Annotated in this window: 20 protein-coding genes; 6 read left to right on the top strand and 14 right to left on the bottom strand. The window is 59.3% G+C overall.

Features of this window, described 5'->3' with window-relative positions; all coding sequences use genetic code 11:
* Positions 1 to 40: 40 nt before the first annotated feature.
* Positions 41 to 1,339, bottom strand: coding sequence for an amino-acid N-acetyltransferase (argA, locus tag RYB66_RS24310; RefSeq protein ID WP_002555672.1), 1,299 nt, complete (start codon positions 1,337 to 1,339; stop codon positions 41 to 43).
* Positions 1,340 to 1,465: 126 nt separating this feature from the next.
* On the bottom strand, positions 1,466 to 2,614 hold the full coding sequence (gene argE, locus RYB66_RS24305) for an acetylornithine deacetylase (RefSeq protein WP_005744824.1): 1,149 nt from the start codon (positions 2,612 to 2,614) through the stop codon (positions 1,466 to 1,468).
* 163 nt (positions 2,615 to 2,777) lie between these two features.
* Between argE and RYB66_RS24300 the strand changes: the two genes are divergently transcribed.
* Complete coding sequence (locus RYB66_RS24300) at positions 2,778 to 4,145, top strand: inorganic triphosphatase (RefSeq protein ID WP_004666548.1); 1,368 nt, start codon at positions 2,778 to 2,780, stop codon at positions 4,143 to 4,145.
* Positions 4,146 to 5,150: 1,005 nt separating this feature from the next.
* On the opposite strand, the gene RYB66_RS24295 is transcribed toward RYB66_RS24300, so the two are convergent.
* Positions 5,151 to 5,630, bottom strand: coding sequence for an Lrp/AsnC family transcriptional regulator (locus tag RYB66_RS24295; protein WP_002551538.1), 480 nt, complete (start codon positions 5,628 to 5,630; stop codon positions 5,151 to 5,153).
* A 124-nt stretch (positions 5,631 to 5,754) separates the two neighbouring features.
* On the opposite strand from RYB66_RS24295, the gene RYB66_RS24290 reads away from it, so the two are divergent.
* The 3 genes from RYB66_RS24290 to RYB66_RS24280 all read left to right on the top strand — a co-directional run bounded on the left by RYB66_RS24290 (position 5,755) and on the right by RYB66_RS24280 (position 8,459).
* On the top strand, positions 5,755 to 6,102 hold the full coding sequence (locus RYB66_RS24290) for a hypothetical protein (RefSeq protein ID WP_316895886.1): 348 nt from the start codon (positions 5,755 to 5,757) through the stop codon (positions 6,100 to 6,102).
* A gap of 110 nt (positions 6,103 to 6,212) precedes the next feature.
* Positions 6,213 to 7,997, top strand: a complete 1,785-nt coding sequence (locus RYB66_RS24285) for a GspE/PulE family protein (protein WP_316895694.1) — start codon at positions 6,213 to 6,215, stop codon at positions 7,995 to 7,997.
* A 141-nt stretch (positions 7,998 to 8,138) separates the two neighbouring features.
* Positions 8,139 to 8,459 carry a DUF2388 domain-containing protein gene (locus RYB66_RS24280; protein WP_002551535.1) on the top strand — a complete coding sequence of 107 codons (321 nt, stop codon included), beginning with the start codon at positions 8,139 to 8,141 and terminating at the stop codon, positions 8,457 to 8,459.
* 69 nt (positions 8,460 to 8,528) lie between these two features.
* Here the strand turns inward: RYB66_RS24280 and gcvH are convergent, their stop codons facing one another.
* The 5 genes from gcvH to RYB66_RS24255 form a co-directional block, all read right to left on the bottom strand.
* Positions 8,529 to 8,915 carry a glycine cleavage system protein GcvH gene (gene gcvH, locus RYB66_RS24275; RefSeq protein WP_316895692.1) on the bottom strand — a complete coding sequence of 129 codons (387 nt, stop codon included), beginning with the start codon at positions 8,913 to 8,915 and terminating at the stop codon, positions 8,529 to 8,531.
* A gap of 43 nt (positions 8,916 to 8,958) precedes the next feature.
* A complete protein-coding gene (gcvT, locus tag RYB66_RS24270; protein ID WP_316895690.1) occupies positions 8,959 to 10,041 on the bottom strand; it encodes a glycine cleavage system aminomethyltransferase GcvT in 1,083 nt (360 codons plus the stop codon).
* Between the two features lie 152 nt (positions 10,042 to 10,193).
* Entirely contained in the window at positions 10,194 to 11,810 is a 1,617-nt protein-coding gene (locus RYB66_RS24265; protein WP_039847261.1) for an ABC transporter permease, read from the bottom strand.
* Positions 11,811 to 12,081: 271 nt separating this feature from the next.
* Positions 12,082 to 13,083, bottom strand: a complete 1,002-nt coding sequence (locus RYB66_RS24260; RefSeq protein ID WP_005778513.1) for an extracellular solute-binding protein — start codon at positions 13,081 to 13,083, stop codon at positions 12,082 to 12,084.
* A gap of 109 nt (positions 13,084 to 13,192) precedes the next feature.
* The gene (locus tag RYB66_RS24255; protein WP_005778512.1) at positions 13,193 to 13,900 is read right to left on the bottom strand and encodes a Crp/Fnr family transcriptional regulator; all 708 of its coding nucleotides are present in this window, start codon (positions 13,898 to 13,900) and stop codon (positions 13,193 to 13,195) included.
* A gap of 81 nt (positions 13,901 to 13,981) precedes the next feature.
* Between RYB66_RS24255 and RYB66_RS24250 the strand changes: the two genes are divergently transcribed.
* Positions 13,982 to 14,506 carry a DUF962 domain-containing protein gene (locus tag RYB66_RS24250; RefSeq protein WP_005731642.1) on the top strand — a complete coding sequence of 175 codons (525 nt, stop codon included), beginning with the start codon at positions 13,982 to 13,984 and terminating at the stop codon, positions 14,504 to 14,506.
* Positions 14,507 to 14,512: 6 nt separating this feature from the next.
* Here the strand turns inward: RYB66_RS24250 and RYB66_RS24245 are convergent, their stop codons facing one another.
* The 6 genes from RYB66_RS24245 to dadA form a co-directional block, all read right to left on the bottom strand.
* Positions 14,513 to 16,474: an acetyl-CoA hydrolase/transferase C-terminal domain-containing protein gene (locus RYB66_RS24245; RefSeq protein WP_316895688.1), complete on the bottom strand. Its 1,962-nt coding sequence runs from the start codon at positions 16,472 to 16,474 to the stop codon at positions 14,513 to 14,515.
* Between the two features lie 114 nt (positions 16,475 to 16,588).
* Positions 16,589 to 16,912 carry a c-type cytochrome gene (locus RYB66_RS24240; protein WP_016982492.1) on the bottom strand — a complete coding sequence of 108 codons (324 nt, stop codon included), beginning with the start codon at positions 16,910 to 16,912 and terminating at the stop codon, positions 16,589 to 16,591.
* A 24-nt stretch (positions 16,913 to 16,936) separates the two neighbouring features.
* A complete protein-coding gene (locus tag RYB66_RS24235) occupies positions 16,937 to 17,485 on the bottom strand; it encodes a cupin domain-containing protein (RefSeq protein ID WP_004655316.1) in 549 nt (182 codons plus the stop codon).
* A 124-nt stretch (positions 17,486 to 17,609) separates the two neighbouring features.
* Complete coding sequence (gene alr / locus RYB66_RS24230; protein WP_316895686.1) at positions 17,610 to 18,683, bottom strand: alanine racemase; 1,074 nt, start codon at positions 18,681 to 18,683, stop codon at positions 17,610 to 17,612.
* An 88-nt stretch (positions 18,684 to 18,771) separates the two neighbouring features.
* Positions 18,772 to 19,125, bottom strand: a complete 354-nt coding sequence (locus RYB66_RS24225) for a RidA family protein (protein WP_002551525.1) — start codon at positions 19,123 to 19,125, stop codon at positions 18,772 to 18,774.
* Positions 19,097 to 20,398, bottom strand: coding sequence for a D-amino acid dehydrogenase (gene dadA / locus RYB66_RS24220; RefSeq protein ID WP_316895684.1), 1,302 nt, complete (start codon positions 20,396 to 20,398; stop codon positions 19,097 to 19,099). Before dadA ends, RYB66_RS24225 begins: the two co-directional genes overlap by 29 nt.
* Positions 20,399 to 20,555: 157 nt before the next feature.
* On the opposite strand from dadA, the gene RYB66_RS24215 reads away from it, so the two are divergent.
* Complete coding sequence (locus RYB66_RS24215) at positions 20,556 to 21,044, top strand: Lrp/AsnC ligand binding domain-containing protein (protein ID WP_004655323.1); 489 nt, start codon at positions 20,556 to 20,558, stop codon at positions 21,042 to 21,044.
* Positions 21,045 to 21,127: the final 83 nt, after the last annotated feature.

Raw genomic sequence — 21,127 nt, 5'->3', positions numbered from 1 at the left:
GTCGCATGCCGTTCTGGATGCTCTGCGTCCAACCTCAGGCTTAAATCGCCTTTTCGAAGATCTTCGAATTACGCTGGTAGTTGTACAGCGACGCACGGGCGCTTGGCAGGCGGTCGACGCTGCTGGGCTCGAAGCCACGCTCACGGAACCAGTGCGCGGTACGGGTGGTAAGGACGAACAGGGTCTTGATACCCAGCGCTCTGGCGCGGTTTTCAATGCGCTCCAGCAATTCGTCCCCGCGCCCACCGTGGCGATATTCCGGATTGACGGCCAGACATGCCAATTCGCCTGACTCCGAGTCCGCAATCGGGTACAGCGCCGCGCAGGCAATGATCAGCCCTTCCCGCTCGACCACGCTGAACTGAGTGATCTCGCGCTCCAGCACTTCGCGGGAACGACGTACCAGAATGCCCTGCTCTTCCAGCGGCGTGATCAGGTCCATCAAGCCGCCGACATCCTCAATGGCCGCTTCGCGCACCAGCTCGAACTGCTCCTGCGCAACCAGCGTACCGCCACCGTCGCGGGTGAACAGCTCGGTCAGCAGTGCGCCATTCTCGGCATAGCTGACGATATGGCTGCGCGCCACACCACCGCGGCAGGCCTCGGCCGCTGCATCGAGCAATTCAGCCTGATAGTTGGCACCCAGACGCTGCAAGTGCGCAGGTACCTGTTGCGGACGCAGCTCGCGCACCAGTCGGCCCTGCTCGTCCAGCAACCCGGTTTCGGCACCGAACAGCAGCAGTTTGTCGGCAGCCAGATCAATGGCCGCACGCGTGGCAACGTCTTCACAGGCCAGATTGAAAATCTCGCCGGTCGGTGAATAACCCAGCGGCGACAGCAGCACGATATGACGCTCATCCAGCAGGCGATTGATGCCCTTGCGGTCAACCCGACGCACTTCGCCGGTGTGCTGATAATCGACACCTTCCAGCACGCCGATAGGCCGTGCAGTCACCACATTGCCACTGGTCACCCGCAGCCGCGAGCCCTGCATCGGTGAAGCAGCCATGTCCATCGACAGGCGCGCCTCGATCGAGATGCGCAGCTGACCCACAGCATCGATCACGCACTCCAGCGTCTCGGTATCGGTGATGCGCATGTCGCGATGGTAACGCGGCGTAATGCCGCGCTGGGCCAGGCGGCTTTCGATCTGTGGACGCGAGCCGTGCACCAGCACCAGACGCACGCCCAGGCTGTGCAGCAGCACCAGGTCATGGACGATATTGCCGAAGTTAGGGTGCGCAACGCCGTCGCCGGGCAGCATGACGACGAAGGTGCAATCACGGTGAGCATTGATGTACGGAGACGCGTGGCGAAGCCAGTTGACGTATTCGGGCATGACAACAAGAGCCTGTAGAGAAAATGGACGAAGAGAAAAAGCACGCACAACGGTGTGGTGGTTATCGTCGGAACAGGCTTGGCAACACGCGCAATCTCCTTTTATTCAACGTTGGTAGTACCGGGCTCACTGGGGAGTCAGGCAGTAATGTTCGATCAATTGACGTAACAGACGCACTGTAGGGTCCAGACGTGACATTTCGAGGTATTCCCCCGGCTGATGCGCACAGGCGATATCGCCCGGGCCGAGCACCAGCGTTTCACAGCCAAGGCGCTGAAGATAAGGCGCTTCGGTGCCGAATGCTACTGCTGCAGCCGTATGACCGGTCAGTCGTTCAGCAACGCGCACAAGTTCAGCGTCAGCAGCCTGTTCGAAGGGTGCACACTCGGGGAACAGCGGAGCATAGTCGATCTTTACCTGGTGCAGCTCGGCCAGCGGCTCAAGCTTGTGGCGAATGGCTGCCCGCAGCACCTCAGGGTCCATGCCCGGCAATGGGCGCAGGTCAAATTCCAGCGAGCACTGGCCACAAATCCGGTTCGGGTTGTCGCCACCATGAATGCAGCCCAGATTCAGGGTCGGTTGCGGCACAGTGAACTGCGGGTTGCGGTATTGCGCCTGCCATTGCGCACGCAGGCCCTTGAGTTCGCTGATCGCGTCGTGCATGGCCTCCAGCGCGCTGTGGCCAAGGCTCGGGTCGGACGAATGTCCGCTGCGCCCGAGGATGTGGATGCGTTCCATCATTACGCCTTTGTGCAGGCGAATCGGCTTGAGCCCGGTCGGCTCTCCGATAACTGCTGCGCGGCCCAGCGGACGTCCGGCCTCTGCCAGTGCGCGAGCCCCGGCCATCGAGCTTTCTTCATCGCAGGTGGCGAGGATCAGCAGCGGCTGTTTGAAGGGTTGACCAATAAGCCCACGCACCGCCTCGATGATCAGCGCAAAGAAGCCCTTCATGTCGCAGCTGCCCAGCCCGACCCAGCGGCCATCGACTTCGGTGAGCTTCAACGGGTCGGTTTTCCACAGCGCCTCGTCGAAAGGTACGGTGTCGCTGTGGCCCGCCAGCACCAGGCCGCCCGGGCCTGTGCCATAAGTTGCCAGCAGATTGAATTTGCCGGGGGAAACCTGCTGGATGTCGCAGGCAAAACCCAGCTCCCCGAGCCATCCGGCGAGCAGATCAATGACAGGCCGGTTGGTCTGGTCCAGAGAAGGCTGCGTGCAGCTCACCGATGGCGCAGCGATCAAGGCGGCGAACTGGTCTTTCATGGACGGCAACGGCATGGGCGCTTCCTGTAATCAAGACGAAACACGGCCCATCATAGGGCCATAGCAACCCAGGAATAAACCGTTTCGGGCCATGTCCTGTACACTGACGGCCTTAGCAGCCGTTCAGTCATGGGCTGCGCTCCCGTTTATCAGTATCAGCGTTTGGATTCCCCCGGCCATGCAAAAAGAAACAGAAATCAAACTCCGCGTCAGCCGCGAGACCCTCGCTGCACTGCGCGAACACCCGTTGCTCAAGAAGCGCAACAAGAGTGGCTGGGAGCGCCTTGAACTGTCGAACCAGTATTTCGATACCCCAGAGGGCGAGCTGGCACAGGCCAAAGTCGCCCTGCGCATCCGTCGCGATGGCGATCAGATCATCCAGACCATGAAGACGCGCGGGCAAAGTGTTGCCGGCCTGTCCGAGCGCAATGAATACAACTGGGACCTGAGCAAAGCCAAGCTCGACCTGAAAAAGCTCGAAGGCGATTGCTGGCCCGAGCAACTGGCCGGGCTGGACAAGAAAACCATCAAGCCGTTGTTCACCACCGATTTCATCCGTGAAAAGGCCGAAATTGCCTGGGGTCGTGGCAAGACCAAAGTGGTGATCGAAGCCGCGCTGGACCTGGGCCAGGTGGTTGCAGGCAAGCAAAAGGAAGAAATCTGCGAGCTGGAGCTTGAGCTGCGCGAAGGCGAACCTGCCGCGCTGCTGGAACTGGCCGCCGAGCTGGCTGCAACGCTGCCGTTGATGCCGTGTGATATCAGCAAGGCAGAGCGTGGTTATCGCCTGCTTGATGCCGGCAGCTACTCGCTGAGCCTGCCAGCACCCGCACTGAATGCAGAAACGCCGCTCGACGAAGCCTACTCCGCGCTGGCCTGGCATCTGCTGGGCAGCAGCCAGCGTCTGGCCGAGCAATACCGTTTCAACGGCCACTGGCGTCTGTTGCAGGACTGGGTCGAGATGCTCGCCGAGTTGCGTGCCCTGACCAGCAGCCTTGGCCAGGCCGCCCCACGGGCCTCGACCGCGCAACTGCGTACCTCGCTGGACGCCTTGCTGGAAGACTGGCGCCCGCTGGTTCAGGCCGGGCAGGAAGATGCCGATGTACGCGGTGCCGCCCACGAGCAGTTTCTGGAAGAGTTGCAGGACACCCGCTGGGGCGAGTTCTCGCTGAACACTTCCCGTTGGTTGCTGGCGCGCAGCTGGACCACAGAGCGCAACACCCGTGGCAATCGTCAGGGCGCTGCGCTGTTGAGCAGCTGGCTGCCACGCCTGCTGGGTGAAGAAGCGACGTCGCTGCAACTGAGCCGCTATCAGCAGCAGCCAGAAGACCTGGCCGAACAACTACCGCGCATCGAGCGCATTCAGGCCTGGCTGCACTGGGCACGCGGCGCACTGGACCTGCCGGAGCTGGACCGCCTGTACGGCGAACTACGCAAGCTGGAAGAGCTGGCCAATCTGGATATCAGCGATGAAGTCCTTGATGCACGCGTGCAACAGGCAATCACCGTATTCCAGAGCCGCGCGTGGAAAACCCTGTTGCGTTTGTAACGGCTGGATTTCGTGGCGTTGATTATCGTCCCCACGCTCCGCGTCCGATCTTGAACATGTGGTGCGGCGCAAATTTGTGACGCAGAGCGTCACGAACTGCATGCCAACGCGGAGCATTGGCACGATAGTCATCTTGATGCGTAGGTTAACTATCGTTCCCACACTCCGCGTGGAGACGCCGTTCTGGACGCTCCGCGTCCGATCTTGAGTATTCGGTGCGGCGCAAACTTGTGACGCACAGCGTCACGAACTGCATGCCAACGCGGAGCATTGGCACGATAGTCATCTTGATGCGTAGGTTAACTATCGTTCCCACGCTCCGCGTGGAGACGCCGTTCTGGACGCTTTGCGTCCGATCTTGAGTATTCGGTGCGGCGCAAATTTGTGACGCAGAGCGTCACGAACTGCATGCCAACGCGGAGCATTGGCACGATAGTCATCTTGATGCGTAGGTTAACTATCGTTCCCACGCTCCGCGTGGGGACGCCGTTCTGGACGCTCTGCGTCCGATCTTGAGTATGCGGCGCGGCGCAAACTTGTGACGCAGAGCGTCACGAACTGCATGCCAACGCGGAGCATTGGCACGATAGTCATCTTGATACGTCAGTTAACTATCGTTCCACGCTCCAGCGTGGGAATGCCGTTCTGGACGCTCCGCGTCCGATCTTGAGTATTCGGTGCGGCGCAAACTTGTGACGCACAGCGTCACGAACTGCATGCCAACGCGGAGCATTGGCACGATAGTCATCTTGGTGCTTAGGTTAACTATCGTTCCCACGCTCCGCGTGGAGACGCCGTTCTGGACGCTCTGCGTCCGATCTTGAGTATTCGGTGCGGCGCAAATTTGTGACGCAGAGCGTCACGAACTGCATGCCAACGCGGAGCATTGGCACGATAGTCATCTTGATACGTCAGTTAACTATCGTTCCCACGCTCCGCGTGGGGACGCGGTTCTGGACGCTCTGCGTCCGATCTTGAGCATGCGGGATGGTCAAAAGCGCACGTTCAGCCACCCTGGCGCAGCAGCGGCAGGCTGGTGGTGGATTTGATCTCGGACAGCGCCACTGTCGAGTTCACTTCCTGAATGCCGGGCACCAGCGACAGTTTTTCGAAGAAGAACCGCTCGTATGCCTCGATATCCGGCGTCACGATACGCAGCAGAAAATCCACTGACCCCATCAGCACATAGCACTCCAGCACTTCCGGGAAGCCACGAATCGAGTCGGTGAACTCGGTGAAGTTGGAGCGCCCGTGGGCGTTGAGTTTCACCTCGGCGAAAATCTGTGTGTTCAGGCCGATTTTCTTGCGATCCAGCAACGCAACCTGACGACGAATGACCCCTTCATCCTTGAGCCGCTGAATGCGCCGCCAACAAGGCGATTGCGAGAGGCCGACCTGCTCGGCAATCTGCGCGCTGGAGAGCGACGCGTCCTCTTGCAGCAGCGCCAGAATCTTGCGGTCGTAAACGTCCAGCTCGGTTTGCATAATTAATTTTCCGCATTGGCTTTTTACGCATTAACAAGTCCAATCAAGCCTAATCCAGATGATGATGGACCAGAAATTTCTTTTTTGGCATGTAAAGATTCTCCCACTGTTCTGGAGTATCCACATGCCTGACCTTGAAGCCGTTACCGCCCCTTTGCAGCGTCCCGACAACTGGTCATCCAGTAAGGCGGCATGCTGTGCGCGCTACCAAATTGTTGCTGCAGCCGAGCCTGCATTGCTTTGTCAGGTGCTGAACCTGTTTGCAATGCAGTACCTGATTCCCGACCAGCTCAGTGTGGCGCGACAAGAGAAGACGCTGCTCATCGGTCTGCAAGTTGCCAGCCTGAGCTGGCACAGAGCGCAGGTGATCGGCGAAAAAATGCGTAACCTGATCGATGTATGCTCCGTGGAAGTCGAACAGATCGACGCGCAGAACAGCCCACAAACGCACGTGGCCCTGGCGACCGGCTGAATCAATTTAGCCGCTTCGGCAATTCCCGGTCGCATAGAACGAGTAACGCTGTCACGCTTGGCGTCTACTCTTGTTCATCGCCCAATGACGAATTGCCTCAAGGAGCGCACATGGCAGCCCTGGCCCCCTCTTCACAGGATCGCTGGCTTGACCTGAATGATGTGCTGCGAGATCTGGTTGCCGAAGGCTATCTCGGCCAGGACGACGCAGAAACGGCACTCACCCAGCGTCGCAGTGCGGTGAACATCCAGCTGCATCCTCTCGAATTTCTCGCTTCACTTCAGTTTGACGACTTGAAGCGGCCTGGCAAGAAGCTGGACCTGGAAACCCTGACCGCTTGGCTGGCCAAAGCCTGTGGCCAGCCCTACATGCGCATCGACCCGCTGAAAATCAACGTGGCAGCCGTCACGCCATTGATGTCCTACGCCTTTGCCCAGCGCCACAAGATTCTGGCTGTGGCGGTTGACCGCGAGTCGGTGACCATCGCCAGCGCCCAACCCTACGTGCGCTCCTGGGAAGGCGATCTTGCGCATGTGCTCAAGCTGCAGATCAAGCGTGTGGTCGCCAACCCGACAGACATTCAGCGCATGGCGATGGAGTTTTTCAGGCTGGCCAAGTCGGTCAGCGGTGCCAGCGCCTCTGAGCAAAAAATGAGCAACATGGGCAATTTCGAACAGTTGCTCAAGCTAGGCGCCAGTGATCAGGAGCCGGACGCCAACGACGCGCACATCGTCAATATCGTCGACTGGCTGTTCCAGTACGCATTTCAGCAGCGCGCCAGCGATATTCATATCGAGCCGCGCCGCGAACAGGGCACCGTGCGGTTTCGCATCGACGGCGTGCTGCATAACGTTTACCAGTTTCCGGCGCAGGTGATCATGGCGATTGTCAGCCGCCTGAAAAGCCTTGGCCGGATGAACGTCGCCGAAAAACGCAAACCACAGGACGGGCGGGTCAAAACCACCACACCCGAGAATCGCGAAGTGGAGTTGCGCCTGTCGACGCTGCCGACGGCGTTCGGCGAAAAAATGGTGATGCGGATCTTCGACCCCGAGGTGCTGCTCAAGGACTTCGACCAGCTGGGTTTTTCCAGTGATGACCTGCGTCGCTGGCAGGAAATGACCCGCCAGCCCAACGGCATCATTCTGGTCACCGGCCCGACCGGTTCGGGTAAAACCACCACGCTGTACACCACCCTCAAGAAACTGGCGACCTCCGAGGTCAACCTGTGCACCATCGAAGACCCCATCGAGATGGTCGAGCCGGCCTTCAACCAGATGCAGGTGCAGCACAACATCGAACTGAGCTTTGCCGCCGGCGTGCGCGCGCTGATGCGACAGGACCCGGATATCATCATGATCGGCGAGATTCGCGACCTGGAGACCGCTGAAATGGCCATTCAGGCGGCACTCACCGGGCATTTGGTGCTGTCGACGCTGCACACCAACGACGCACCCAGCGCCATCAGCCGTATGCTCGAGCTGGGTGTGCCGCATTACCTGCTCAAGGCGACCATCCTTGGCGTCATGGCCCAACGTCTGGTGCGGACCCTGTGTCCGCACTGCAAGGCACCGATCAATCTGAACGAAACCGACTGGCAAACCCTGACCCGCCCGTGGCAGGCACCCGTACCGCCCGGTGCGCATCAGGCGGTCGGTTGTGTGGAATGTCGCGATACCGGCTATCGGGGACGGGCCGGGGTTTACGAGATCATGGTCATGTCCGACAACATCAAGGCATTGATTTCTGCGGACCTGGACCTGACCGCCATGCGTCGCCAGGCCTTCAAGGAAGGGACGCGCAGTTTGCGTCTGTCCGGTGCCCAGAAAGTCTCGACAGGGCTGACTACACTTGAGGAAGTGCTGCGAGTGACACCGCAGAGCGAGCAACGCTGATCAGGGTTGAAAGCGTTGTTCCAGACGGCTGTGCATCGTGGTGAACCAGCTAAAGTGAACTACTTGGTACACCTTGATTGAACTAGTTCGTGGCTTTGGCTATCCAACCCCTCAGAACAACCACAGTTGGAGTAACTCATCATGCGTCTCAAGTTTGCTGTCGCCACCGTAGCCTTGCTTTCCATCCCAATGGGTTCAGCGATGGCTGACACCTTCTGGCGTAATGTGCTGTCTTCAGGTGCAACCACCGGCTCGACTTACCTGACCTTCAAGGATCACAAGCTGATCGTTGCCGCCCAAGACGACGCAGGCAGCTTCGTCGCCAGCGACGGTGGCATTCGCGGTCCGTTTCTGGAAGCGGCCATCGAGCAGGTGCGCAAAGACAATCCAGGCCTGAAAGCCACCGACATGGAACTGGCCAACGCGATCCTGGATAAGAATCTGGTCGCTGAAAACCAGTAAGCCTTGCCGATTAGCTTCGCGCATAAAAAATGCCGCTCCATGAGCGGCATTTTTGTGAGCGGCAATCGGTTATTCGCCGATAGCGCTCTTGTACCCGGCTGCATCCAGCAGCTTGGCCAGATCGCCGCTGGCGTCGCTTGGCTTGAGCTTGAAGATCCAGGCGTCGTACGGATCCCTGTTGAGCGACTCGGGCGAATCGCCCAGCGCTGCGTTGACTTCGATCACCTCGCCAGCAACCGGCGAGTAGATATCCGAAGCAGCCTTGACCGACTCCACAACACCGGCGGTGTCACGGGCGGCAAACACTTTGCCGATTTCCGGCAGCTCGACGAAGACCACATCGCCCAGTGCTTCCTGTGCATGGTCCGAGATGCCGACGGTCACGGTGCCATCTGCTTCAAGACGTGCCCATTCATGACTTTCGGCGAAGCGCAGCTCGGCGGGAATATTGCTCATTTAGTCATCCTCAACATCGGGTCAGCGGAAAACCCGCCATAGGTTAAATCAGGGTCTTGCCGTGGCGCACAAACGCTGGCTGCACCACCCGCACCGGATACCACTTGCCGCGGATTTCCACCTCGGCCCGGTCAGCGGTTGCCATCGGAACGCGCGCCAGAGCAATGGATTTGCTCAGCGTAGGAGAGAAACTACCACTGGTGATCTCTCCTTCGCCAACTTCTGCGACACGTACCACCTGATGCGCCCGTAAAACGCCGCGCTCTTCGAGCACCAATCCCACGAGTTTGAAGGCGGTACCTTCAGCCCGTTCGCTCTCCAGCGCCTTGCGACCGATAAAATCACGGTCGGCAGGTTCCCAGGCAATGCTCCAGGCCATATTCGACGCCAGCGGTGAAACATGCTCGCCGATGTCCTGACCATACAGGTTCATGCCTGCCTCCAGACGCAACGTATCGCGAGCGCCCAGACCGATCGGGGAGATACCCGCGCCAACCAGTTCATTGAAAAAACGCTGGGCCTCTTCGGCAGGCAGCATGATTTCCAGGCCGTCTTCACCGGTATAACCGGTGCGCGCGATGAACCAGTCGCCATCATCAAGACCTTCAAACGGCTTGAGCTGGTGGATCAGTTCGACGCGGGCGCTTGAAACCAGCTCGGCGATACGGGTTCTGGCCTTTGGCCCTTGAATCGCGAGCATCGCCATTTCGCTGCGCGCGATCAGTTGTACATCGAAGTCGCCCAGCTGCGACTGCATCCAGGCAAGATCCTTGACCCCGGTCGCGGCGTTGACCACCAGCCGATAACCTTCGGGCGTGAGGTAGACGATCATGTCATCGATGACCCCGCCTCTCTCGTCCAGCATGGCGCTGTACAAGGCTCGACCCGGGGTCTTCAGTTTTTCCACATCGTTGGCCAGCAGGTGACGCAGCCAGGTTCTGGCTTGACGGCCAACCACATCAATCACGTTCATGTGTGAGACATCGAAGACCCCACAGTCGCGACGCACCTGATGGTGTTCCTCGACCTGCGATCCGTAATGCAACGGCATGTCCCAGCCACCAAAATCGACCATTTTCGCGCCAAGGGCGAGGTGCAGGTCGAACAGGGGGGTACGCTGTCCCATGGGTTTCTCCTTCCGGGCGTGGCGAAGGTGCGGGCAGAAAAGATCGGCAAGCCCCCAATAAACCGGAGTTTGCAGCACTTACAGCTGGCCGAATTTTCTGACAGACCGCACCAATTGCGGCGCATTGTAGCGGCAAGGTGAAGTGCCCGCACCTAGCCAATCTGACGGGCAGAGCGACGAATCAACCCGATGACGGGTAATAATCCTACAAGCACCAGCGACAAAGCTGGCAATGCCGCTCGTGCCCACTCACCCTCGCTGGTCATTTCAAACACGCGTACCGCCAGCGTATCCCAGCCAAACGGGCGCATCAGCAGGGTCGCAGGCATCTCTTTGAGTACATCGACGAACACCAGCAACGCAGCACTCAAGGCTCCCGGAACCAAAAGCGGCAGATACACGTTGAGAAACAACTTTAGTCCGCTGACACCCAGACTGCGTGCGGCTTCAGGCAATGAGGGACGGATACGCGACAGGCTGTGCTCCAGCGGGCCGAAGGCGACCGCGATGAAACGTACAAGGTAAGCCAGCAGCAGCGCCGAAAGGCTGCCCAGCAACAACGGCTTGCCTGCACCGCCCAGCCAGCCGGAAAGCGGAACGACCAGCTCACGGTCCAGATAACTGAACGCCAGCATGATTGAAACGGCCAGTACCGAACCCGGCAGCGCGTAACCGAGGTTGGCGAGGCTGACGCCAGAGCGGATCGCAGGTGTAGGCGCCATACGCCGGGCAAAGGCCAGAATCAGCGCCACGCTGACAGTGATCAACGCCGCCATACCGCCCAGATAAAGCGTATGCAGAATCAGGCCGGTATAGCGCTCGTCGAGGTCGAATCGGCCGCGCTGCCAGACCCAGACAATCAATTGCAGCACCGGCACGACGAAGGCACAGAGAAACACCAGCCCGCACCATAAACTGGCTCCCCAAGCCTTGATACCGCTAAGCGGATAAAGCGCAGCGCCACGCGGCCGTTCATTGGTCGGTCGGCTTGCACCGCGGGCACGACGTTCGCCATACAGCAGCACCAGGACTGCCAACAGCAGCAGGCTGGCCAGTTGCGCGGCGCTGGACAGACTGAAGAAGCCGTACCAGGTCTTGTAGATGGCGGTGGTGAACGTGTCGAAATTGAACACCGATACCGCACCGAAATCGGCCAGGGTCTCCATCAGCGCCAAAGCTACGCCCGCACCGATGGCTGGACGCGCCATTGGCAGCGCCACACGCCAGAACGCCTGCAAGGGCGTGTTGCCCAACACTCGTGCAGCTTCCATCAGCCCCTTGCCCTGCGCCAGAAACGCCGTGCGCGCCAACAGGTAGACATAGGGATAGAAGACCAGCACCAGGACGATGATCACCCCACCGGTGGAGCGCACCCGAGGCAGGCGCAGGCCGGAGCCGAACCATTCACGCATCAGGGTTTGCACCGGGCCGGAAAAATCCAGCAGCCCGACAAATACAAACGCCAGTACGTAGGCAGGGATTGCGAACGGCAGCATCAACGCCCAGTCCAGCCAGCGCCGCCCGGGAAATTCACACAGGCTGGTCAGCCACGCCAGACTCACCCCCAGCAGCGTCACACCCACACCGACACCCAGCACCAGAATCAACGTGTTGCCCAGCAGGCGGTACATCTGGGTTTCCAGCAGATGTGACCATATCTGTTGGTCAATGGTCTCCCACGACAGCAGCAGCACGCTCAGCGGCAATAACACCAGCGCAGCGATGGCGAAGACCAATGGGTACCAGCGGCGTTGGACAGGATGGGCCAAGGAGGTTCTCGAAATGAGGGGGGTTCAAGAGGGTAAGCAGAGCGTGCGCACAGGTCTGCTTCTGATTCTGGCTGAAAGCCGTAGGAGCGGACTTGTCCGCGAAAAGGCCGGTACATTCTCAGAAAATGCACTATCTGAACTGACGGCTTCGCGGACAAGTCCGCTCCTACGCCCTGCGGGCAGAAGCCTGAAAGCCACGCTTTTCGGGCTATTCAAGATTTGTGTAATGAGCGCGAAGCGTATCAACGAGAGTCAGGCACTGGGTATTAAATCAATTCCAGCCCGCGCGATCCATCATGCGGATCGCTTCTGCCTGGCGCTTGCCTGCCACTTCGACCGGAATGGTGTCGGCCTTGAACCGGCCCCAGCTCGCCACTTCTTCTGACGGCGCCACGTTCGGGTTGGCCGGGAACTCCTGATTGACGCTTGAGAAAATCTTCTGTGCATCGGGACCGGTCATCCACTCGACCAGCGCCTTGGCAGCCTCAGGGTGCGGGGAATATTTGGTCAGGCCGATACCCGACAGATTTACATGTACACCCCGGTCCGCCTGATTCGGCCAGAACAGCTTCACCGCCAGGTCAGGTTTTTCCTTGTGCAGGCGACCGTAATAGTAGGAATTGACGATGCCCACATCGCACTGCCCGGCGTTGATCGCCTCAAGCACTGCGATGTCGTCGGAAAAAACATCGGTGGACAGGTTGTTCACCCAGCCCTTGAGGATTTTCTCGGACGCTTCGGCGCCATGGGTTTCGATCAATGTGGCGGTCAGCGACTGGTTGTAGACCTTCTTCGCGGTGCGCAGGCACAGGCGCCCTTCCCAGTTCTTGTCGGCCAGCGCTTCATACGTGGTCAGCTCGACAGGTTTCACCCGGTCAGTGGAGTAGGCGATGGTTCGTGCGCGAAGGCTCAGGCCGGTCCAGCCGTGAGTGGATGAGCGGTATTGCGGCGGAATGTTGGCTTCTATCACCGGTGAGGTAAATGGCCGCAGAATGCCCATCTGTTCGGCTTGCCAGAGGTTACCGGCATCGACCGTCAGCAACAGGTCGGCAGTGGCATTCTCGCCCTCGGCCTTGATGCGCTGCATCAATGGCGCTTCCTTGTCGGTGATGAACTTTATCTTCACCCCGGTCTTGGCCGTATATGCATCGAACACCGGCTTGATCAACTCGTCGATCCGGGACGAATACACCACCACTTCATCGGCAGCCTGAGCGGTACTGCCCAGTAAAGTCAGTGTCAGAGCAGCCAGAAGACGCTTGCTTGCCTGCATCGGGGTATCTCGCGTTCGCAAATGAGGCGAAATGGTAGTGAATCCCATTTGCTATCTCAATCGAAGAGGCAGCGGAGCCGTTACCGGATGTTTCTGGCTGACAGCCTGATCAACAAACGGCCCTGGCTTTGGAAAAGTTCGCAACCCTGCGCAGCTTGTCCACATCGAACACTTCCAGCTGCCCTTCCCCCAGGCGCACGATCTTGCGTTCATGCAGATCCTGAAGCACTTCCAGCAAGGCCGGCGGGGATAGCGCGAGGCACTCCACGGCCTGAATGTCCTCCAGCACAATCAGGCGGCGTGCATGGCTCAACGGGCCATAACCCTCACTGAGCATCAACAGACGCCATGCGACCCTCGCTCTGGGAGGCAGTCGGCGCATTTTCTCGGGGTTCTGCAGCGGCAAACCGATTTTCTGGCTGAGTAACGCGGCAAACCAGCGCCAATATTCCGGGTGCCTGTCGAGCAACTCGAGCAGAAATTGCTGAGGGACATGCAGAAAGATACTTTGCTCCAGTGAGCAGACCTCGAAACGGCGCGGCAACCCGTCGAACAGCGAGACTTCGCCAAACCACATAGGCGCACGCATCGGCTCCACACCCGAAAGCCGCTGCTCATGGGCAGCGCCGATACGCACACAGCCCTCCAGCAACACATAAAGACCGCAAGGCAGATCGCCTTTCTCGAACAGCGTCCTGCCAGGCGTCCTGCGCTGCTGGCGAGCAGCGTCCAGCAGGCTATCCTGCAAACCGGCAGGTAAATGAGAAAACCAGTAATCGGATAGCAGTCGTGACCGCCACGACACTCCATTTGTCATTTTTGCTCCCTTTTATTTCAGGCATGCGTGTTGTACAACAATCCTGGCTCAAGCCGATCATCGTCTCAGGCAGGAATAATAATGAAAACCCTTGTCGATCATCTCAGCCAATACGCTGCGTATCACCGTGATTCACGCAATATCGTGACGCACTTCGTGGGCATTCCATTGATTGTACTGGCCGTGGCGGTACTTCTGTCGCGCCCGGGCTGGACTGTAAGCGGCGTGTGGGTTTCGCCTGCGGCCCTGCTAGCCCTGGGTTCGACGATTTTCTATCTGCGTCTGGACCGTCCGCTGGGCGTGGTCATGGCAGTGCTACTGGCACTGTGCATCTGGGCCGGGGCCAACCTTGCGCAACAGGCGACCATGGTCTGGCTGAGCGCGGGCGTCGGGCTCTTTGTGATCGGCTGGATCATCCAGTTCATCGGCCATTACTACGAAGGGCGCAAACCGGCGTTTATCGATGACGTGACCGGCCTGATCATCGGCCCGCTGTTCGTGATTGCGGAGCTGGCGTTCCTGATGGGCTTGCGCAAACCGCTGCAACACGCCATCGAAGAACGCTCCGGCCCAGTGGGGCGCAATACCCGTAAGGCTGCGATGTAGCGACCGTTAACGATCAGTCTCCGTGCTCTGGCCCGTCAGTCCGCTGGTCCCGCTGGTGTGGTGCAGCCCGGCCAGCAGCAGTCGCTGATACAACTCTTCGCGCAAGCCCTGAGGCTGGTCGAGTTGCATTCGTTGCAAGTGCTCCGGGAAGGCTTCGGGGTCGGGAGCGTCCAGAGTGGCCTTGCCCAACTCGAGGATTTCGGTGAGTTTGAGCTTGCTCTTCAGCCAGTTCAACGCACGCATCAGGTCGCGCTCTTCACCTGTAAAATCGCATCCCAGCGGGTATTCAGTAAACAGCGACGGATAGCGCGATGCCGTGTCCTTGAGGCGTTTCGGGGTGTTTTCTGTGAAGCGTGGATCAAGGCGGAATTCCCTGGGCAGCTTTCCGGCCTTTTGCGCCTGCTCGATCAAGCCGGGCTGAAAGCGCGAGTCAGTGATGTTGAGGATGCGCTCGATCACCGTGGCGTCGGTCTGACCGCGCAGATCGGCAATGCCGTATTCGGTCACGACAATATCGCGCAGGTGCCGGGGGATCGTGGTGTGGCCGTACTGCCAGACGATATTGGAGCTGACCTCGCCACCTGACTCACGCCAGCTGCGCAGCATCAGGATCGAACGAGCGCCCTCCAGGGCATGAGCCTGCGCCACAAAGTTGTATTGGCCACCCACACCGCTGAGCACTCGGCCATCTTCCAATTGATCGGCCACGGCTGCGCCCATCAGGGTGACGGTGAACGCACTGTTGATGAAGCGCGCATCGCGGCGTTGCAGGCGTTTGAGTTCTTCCTGACCGTAAAGCTCGTTGATATAGCTGATGGCAGTCATGTTGAACTGCGCCAGTCGCTCGGCGGGCAGCTCGCGCAAGCGCTCGTAGAAACTACTCGGGCCAAGGAAAAAGCCGCCGTGCACCACCACGCCTTCGGGATGGGCGTCTTCATCCAGCGTGCCCAGGTTGGCCAGCCGTTGCAGCTCTGCGTCGGCATACACCTTGCGTCGCACGATCCCGGCATCGGCCAGTACCAAAAGACCGTTGACGAACATTTCGCTGCAACCGTAAAGGCCGTTGGCGAACGGCTGAACGCCGCCTTCGCGGTCGATCAGGGTCTGCCAGTTACTCATGTTCAACTCGGCCAGCAGACTGCGCCAGGTTTCATTGTCGGCTTGCCTGGCCAGCAGTGCGCCGGTCAGCGCATCGCCCATCGAGCCGATGCCGATCTGTAGCGTGCCGCCGTCGCGCACCAGTGTACTGGCATGCAGACCAATCAAATGGTCTTGATAACCCACCGGCATGTTCGGGGTGGAAAACAGCGTACTGCGCTCATCTTCGTTGATCAGCAGGTCAAACGCATCGACATCCAGCTCCGAGTCGCCCGGCATGTAAGGCAGGTCGGCGTGGACCTGACCCAGCATGAGGATCGTTTCTCCGGCGGCGCGGCGTTTGGCGATCATGGGCAGCAGGTCGAGGGTCACATCAGGGTTGCAACTCAGGCTCAGCTTGCCCGGGTGCTGATCGTCACGGGCCACCAGTTGCGCGACCAGATTCAGGCCGTTGGCATTGATATCGCGGGCGGCATGACTGTAATTGCTGCTGACGTAGTCTTGCTGGGCTGACTCGCTATTCAGCAGGCTGCCCGGCTGCATGAAGAATTGCTGCACGCGAATGTTGTGTGGAAGTTTGTCGCGACGCAGCGCGGCTAGAAACTCCAGCTCCGGATAGTCACCGAAGACCCGCTCCAGAAACGGCTCCAGAAACCGCGCCTGCAAACCCTCTCCCGGCGTTGGCCGCCCGAGTGTCAGCGCGGTGTAGATCGTCAGCCGTCGCTCGGGCAACTGGCTGATGCGCTGGTACAGCGCATTGACGAACCGATTGGGCTTACCCAGCCCGAGCGGCATGCCGAGGTGAATATGCTCGGGCAACTGCGCCAGAACGTGATCGACAGCGTGCTCGATGGAACAGGAATACGGCATCCCAGCTCTCCTGAATTGTTATTGGTGCAGCTTGGACCGGTGGCAATCTGAAATTGCTGCATGCTCGCTGCGCAACTATCGTTCCCACGCTCCAGCGTGAGAACGGAGTGCACCTCACTTCAACCCGGACATGCTCTGAATGGCGCTCTTCAGTTCGTCGTTAGTGCAATCGCCGCAGGTGCCTTTCGGCGGCATGATGCCAATGCCTTTGATGGTGCTGGCCAGCAGGCCGTCAAGGCCGCCTTTTTGTCTGGCCCGCTCTTCCCAGGCGGCCGTGTCACCGGTTTTCGGCGCGTTGAGCAGGCCGACGCTGTGACACGCGACGCAATGGGCGGCGATGATGTCGTCAGGGGCTCGGGCGGTATCGGCGGCTTGCACATTGAACACCCACAACGTCAGAACGCCAGCGTTGCTCAGAATCTTCCGGGTCAGCTTCACGCGTCACTCACTGCAAGGGGCGGGTCAGAAATTGGCTGGCGTTGCCGCACTGATCAATCGTGCCGGGACGTCGAACGGGTTGCGGAAGCGGTGCGGCCGGGTGCTTTCAAAATAATAGCTGTCCCCGGCTTCCAGTACGTAGGTGTCGAGACCCACCACCAGCTCCAGTCGCCCCTCGACGAGGATTCCGGTTTCTTCACCGTCGTGGACGAGCATTTCTTCGCCGGTATCGGCACCCGGCGGGTAGGTTTCGGTAAGAAAGGCGATGGCACGGCCCTGGTGCGACTTGCCGACCAGCTTCATGGTCACGGCACCGTCCGAGATATCAATCAACTCGCTGGCCTTGTACACCACCTGCGCTGCGTTTTCCGGAACGGTTTCTTCCGAGAAAAACTCGACCATGGACATGGGAATGCCGCCGAGCACCTTGCGCAGCGAGCTGATCGAAGGGCTGACGCTGTTTTTTTCGATCATGGAGATGGTGCTGTTGGTCACGCCTGCGCGCTTGGCGAGTTCACGCTGGGACAGGCCCTTGAGCTTGCGGATCGATTGCAGTCGTTCACCCACGTCCAATGCGATATTCCCCCAGGTTTTGTCAGGTCTAGTCGAGATGAACGCCATCATGGCAACAGCGTTCAATATTTACAACACTTCGACAGAGACCAGACATACAGCGGCCTGACGGACAGGGGCTCGATCAGTCTTGGGAATAGATACGCGGAACGCGACGCAGATTGCAGAAGATTTCGTAGGGAATCGTTTCTGCCCGTGTGGCCACTTCACTGGCGAGCACGTGCTTGCCCCATAACTCGACCCGGCTGCCAAGCCCGGCCTGCGGAACGCCGGTCAAGTCTACGCAAAGCATGTCCATGGACACTCGCCCGAGCAGCCGGGAGGGCTGACCGTCGATCTGCACAGGCGTGCCGGTCGGCGCATGACGCGGATAGCCGTCGGCGTACCCCATCGCCACCACGCCAATACGCAATGGCCGATCACAGACAAACGTCGCGCCATAGCCCACGGCTTCACCGGCAGGCAGCTCACGCACACTGATGATCTTCGATTCCAGGGTCATGACCGGTTGCAGGCGGTCAGCCAGCGGGTGCGGCTGACCAAACGGCGTGGCACCGTAGAGCATGATGCCGGGGCGCGACCAGTCGCTTGGAATATGCGGCCAGCCCAGAACGGCCGGGGAGTTTTTCAGGCTGGTTTCTGCAACCAGGCCTTTGCGAAAGCTCTCGAATACAGCGAACTGTTCATCACTGCATCCACTGTTCAGTTCATCGGCGCGGGCGAAGTGGCTCATCAGGACGATTCTGGCCACTTTGCCGGTTACCAGCAGGCGTTGATAGGCGGACTGATATTCATGCGGGTACAGGCCGACGCGGTGCATGCCCGTGTCAATCTTGAGCCAGACCGTTAAAGGTTTGGCGAGCTGCGCCTGCTCGATGGCCTCCAGCTGCCAGGTCGAATGCACGACCGTCCAGAAGTTGTGCTCGACAATCAGCGCCAGTTCATCGGCTTCGAAAAAACCTTCAAGCAGCAGAACAGGTGCGCGGATGCCTGCCGCGCGTAGCTCGAGCGCTTCTTCGATGCAGGCCACTGCGAAACCGTCGGCCTGGGCTTCCAGTGCCTGGGCGACGCGTACCGCGCCGTGACCATAGGCATCGGCCTTGATCACCGCGAGCGCTTTGCCGCCGCTGTGTTCACGAGCCAGTTGGTAGTTGTGACGCAGTGCCTGAAGATCAATTAAGGCGCGGGCTGGACGCATGATGACGTTTCTTGCCTGAAGGGTGAAAAGGGTCAGAAAAACCCCGACGCAGAGATGCGTCGGGCACAACAGTATGAAGACAGCAGACTCAAGGCAGCGCGGCGACAACCGACAGTTCGACGAGGATTTCCGGCTCGCACAGCTTGGCCTCGACGGTTGCACGCGCAGGCGCGACACCCTTGGGCAGCCATTTGTCCCAGACGCTGTTCATGCCGGCAAAATGAGCATCGATGTCTTTCAGATAGATCGTGACCGACAGAATGCGAGTCTTGTCAGTGCCGGCCAGGTCGAGCAGGCGCTCGATACTGTTCAGAACCTCGCGAGTCTGTTGCTCGACACCTGCAGTCATGTCATCGCCGACCTGGCCCGACAGATAGACGGTGCCGTTGTGGACAACGACCTGACTCATGCGCTCATTGGTGAGCTGGCGCTGGATTGACATGCTGTGCATTCTCCTGAGTGTTGCCGTAACGAGAGATATCGAGGCCTTCGGCACTGATACGGGGTGTCTTGCGGGCAATGAGGTCTGCCAGCAAGCGACCGGAACCACACGCCATCGTCCAGCCCAATGTGCCATGGCCGGTATTGAGGAACAGGTTGCGGAACGGTGTTGCACCCACAATCGGTGTGCCATCGGGAGTGGTCGGACGCAACCCGGTCCAGAAACTGGCCTGGGTCAGGTCGCCACCCTGAGGATAGAGGTCACCGACGATCATCTCCAGTGTTTCGCGTCGACGCGGATTGAGCGACAGGTCGAAACCGGCTATTTCCGCCATGCCGCCGACCCGGATGCGGTTGTCGAAGCGGGTGATGGCGACCTTGTAGGTTTCATCGAGAATGGTCGAGGTCGGAGCCATGGCCGGGTCAGTGATCGGCACCGTCAGCGAATAGCCCTTCAGTGGGTAAACCGGAGCCTTGATACCCAGCGGTTTGAGCAGTTGCGGAGAATAGCTGCCCAGCGCCAGCACGTAGCGGTCGGCTGTTTCCAGCTTACCGTCGATCCACACACCATTGATGCGGTCGCCAGCGTGGTCGAGGCGCTCGATGTTCTGTCCGTAGCGGAACTCGACACCCAGCTCTACAGCCATTTCTGCAAGGCGCGTGGTGAACAACTGGCAATCGCCGGTCTGGTCATTCGGCAAGCGCAGTGCACCGCTGAGAATGCTGGTCACACCGGCTAGTGCGGGCTCGACACGGGCGATGCCGTCGCGATCGAGCAGCTCGTACGGAACACCGGACTGCTCGAGCACGGCAATATCCTTGGCAGCGTTGTCCAGTTGCGCCTGAGTGCGGAACAGCTGAGTAGTACCCAGGCTGCGCCCTTCGTAGGCAATACCTGTTTCCAGGCGCAGTTCATCGAGACAATCGCGGCTGTATTCGGACAGGCGCACCATGCGCTCTTTATTCACGGCATAGCGGCTGGCGGTGCAGTTGCGCAGCATTTGCGCCATCCACAGGTATTGATCGATATCTGCCGTGGCCTTGATCGCCAATGGCGCGTGGCGCTGCAGCAACCACTTGATCGCCTTCAGCGGAACACCCGGCGCGGCCCATGGCGAGGCATAGCCTGGCGAGACCTGGCCGGCATTGGCAAAGCTGGTCTCCATGGCGGCAGCTGGCTGGCGGTCTACCACGGTCACTTGAAAACCGGCACGCGCCAGATAATAAGCACTGGTTGTACCGATTACACCACTTCCAAGGACCAGAACGCGCATGTAGATGACCTCATCGCGGATATCCGCTGACGTTTTGAAGTTTTAAGCAAGAATGTGCGCAGTATATTGAGCAATGGGCAGTGCTTCTCACTGTATAAACATCTATATTTGGCGTTTATTCCCGGTGATAAACGCTTTGGTAGAGGGGAAATAACCCATGCGCACTCAACACCAGTCAAATCGTGAACTGGACAAGATCGACCGCAATATCCTGCGCATCCTCCAGGCAGATGGGCGTATCTCGTTTACCGAACTGGGCGAGCGCGTCGGCCTCTCGACCACTCCGTGTACCGAGCGGGTTCGCAGGCTGGAACGCGAGGGCATCATCATGGGCTACAACGCCCGCCTGAACCCGCAAAGCCTGAAGGCCAGCCTGCTGGTATTTGTGGAAATCAGTCTGGACTACAAGTCTGGCGACACCTTCGAGGAGTTCCGCCGTGCCGTGTTGAAGCTTCCGCATGTGCTGGAGTGCCACTTGGTATCAGGCGACTTTGACTATCTGGTCAAGGCGCGCATTTCCGAGATGGCGTCCTACCGCAAACTGCTGGGCGATATCCTGCTCAAGCTGCCGCACGTGCGTGAGTCCAAGAGCTATATCGTGATGGAAGAAGTGAAAGAGAGCCTGAACCTGCCGATTGCCGACTGATTGCGCTAGGTTCTGTACGAAAAGTCGGCGAGCGAAGGTCAGGCAAGGCAAAAACAGGCGAGGAAGCGGAGTCTACGTGTTGT

The organism is Pseudomonas syringae group sp. 243L2 (assembly GCF_032587875.1).
Classification (GTDB): domain Bacteria; phylum Pseudomonadota; class Gammaproteobacteria; order Pseudomonadales; family Pseudomonadaceae; genus Aquipseudomonas; species Aquipseudomonas amygdali.
This window is presented reverse-complemented; position numbering and strand designations above follow the sequence as displayed.

Bases quoted from the DNA above. Each gene is read 5' to 3' on its own strand.
- RYB66_RS24250 (WP_005731642.1), top strand. From the start codon at position 13,982: ATGAAAACCCTTGTCGATCATCTCAGCCAATACGCTGCGTATCACCGT.
- RYB66_RS24300 (WP_004666548.1), top strand. From the start codon at position 2,778: ATGCAAAAAGAAACAGAAATCAAACTCCGCGTCAGCCGCGAGACCCTC.
- RYB66_RS24295 (WP_002551538.1), bottom strand. From the start codon at position 5,630: ATGCAAACCGAGCTGGACGTTTACGACCGCAAGATTCTGGCGCTGCTG.
- RYB66_RS24260 (WP_005778513.1), bottom strand. From the start codon at position 13,083: ATGCAGGCAAGCAAGCGTCTTCTGGCTGCTCTGACACTGACTTTACTG.
- RYB66_RS24255 (WP_005778512.1), bottom strand. From the start codon at position 13,900: ATGACAAATGGAGTGTCGTGGCGGTCACGACTGCTATCCGATTACTGG.
- argA (WP_002555672.1), bottom strand. From the start codon at position 1,339: ATGCCCGAATACGTCAACTGGCTTCGCCACGCGTCTCCGTACATCAAT.
- argE (WP_005744824.1), bottom strand. From the start codon at position 2,614: ATGCCGTTGCCGTCCATGAAAGACCAGTTCGCCGCCTTGATCGCTGCG.
- dadA (WP_316895684.1), bottom strand. From the start codon at position 20,398: ATGCGCGTTCTGGTCCTTGGAAGTGGTGTAATCGGTACAACCAGTGCT.
- RYB66_RS24290 (WP_316895886.1), top strand. From the start codon at position 5,755: ATGCCTGACCTTGAAGCCGTTACCGCCCCTTTGCAGCGTCCCGACAAC.
- gcvH (WP_316895692.1), bottom strand. From the start codon at position 8,915: ATGAGCAATATTCCCGCCGAGCTGCGCTTCGCCGAAAGTCATGAATGG.
- RYB66_RS24280 (WP_002551535.1), top strand. From the start codon at position 8,139: ATGCGTCTCAAGTTTGCTGTCGCCACCGTAGCCTTGCTTTCCATCCCA.
- RYB66_RS24245 (WP_316895688.1), bottom strand. From the start codon at position 16,474: ATGCCGTATTCCTGTTCCATCGAGCACGCTGTCGATCACGTTCTGGCG.
- RYB66_RS24285 (WP_316895694.1), top strand. From the start codon at position 6,213: ATGGCAGCCCTGGCCCCCTCTTCACAGGATCGCTGGCTTGACCTGAAT.
- RYB66_RS24225 (WP_002551525.1), bottom strand. From the start codon at position 19,125: ATGTCAATCCAGCGCCAGCTCACCAATGAGCGCATGAGTCAGGTCGTT.
- gcvT (WP_316895690.1), bottom strand. From the start codon at position 10,041: ATGGGACAGCGTACCCCCCTGTTCGACCTGCACCTCGCCCTTGGCGCG.
- alr (WP_316895686.1), bottom strand. From the start codon at position 18,683: ATGCGTCCAGCCCGCGCCTTAATTGATCTTCAGGCACTGCGTCACAAC.
- RYB66_RS24215 (WP_004655323.1), top strand. From the start codon at position 20,556: ATGCGCACTCAACACCAGTCAAATCGTGAACTGGACAAGATCGACCGC.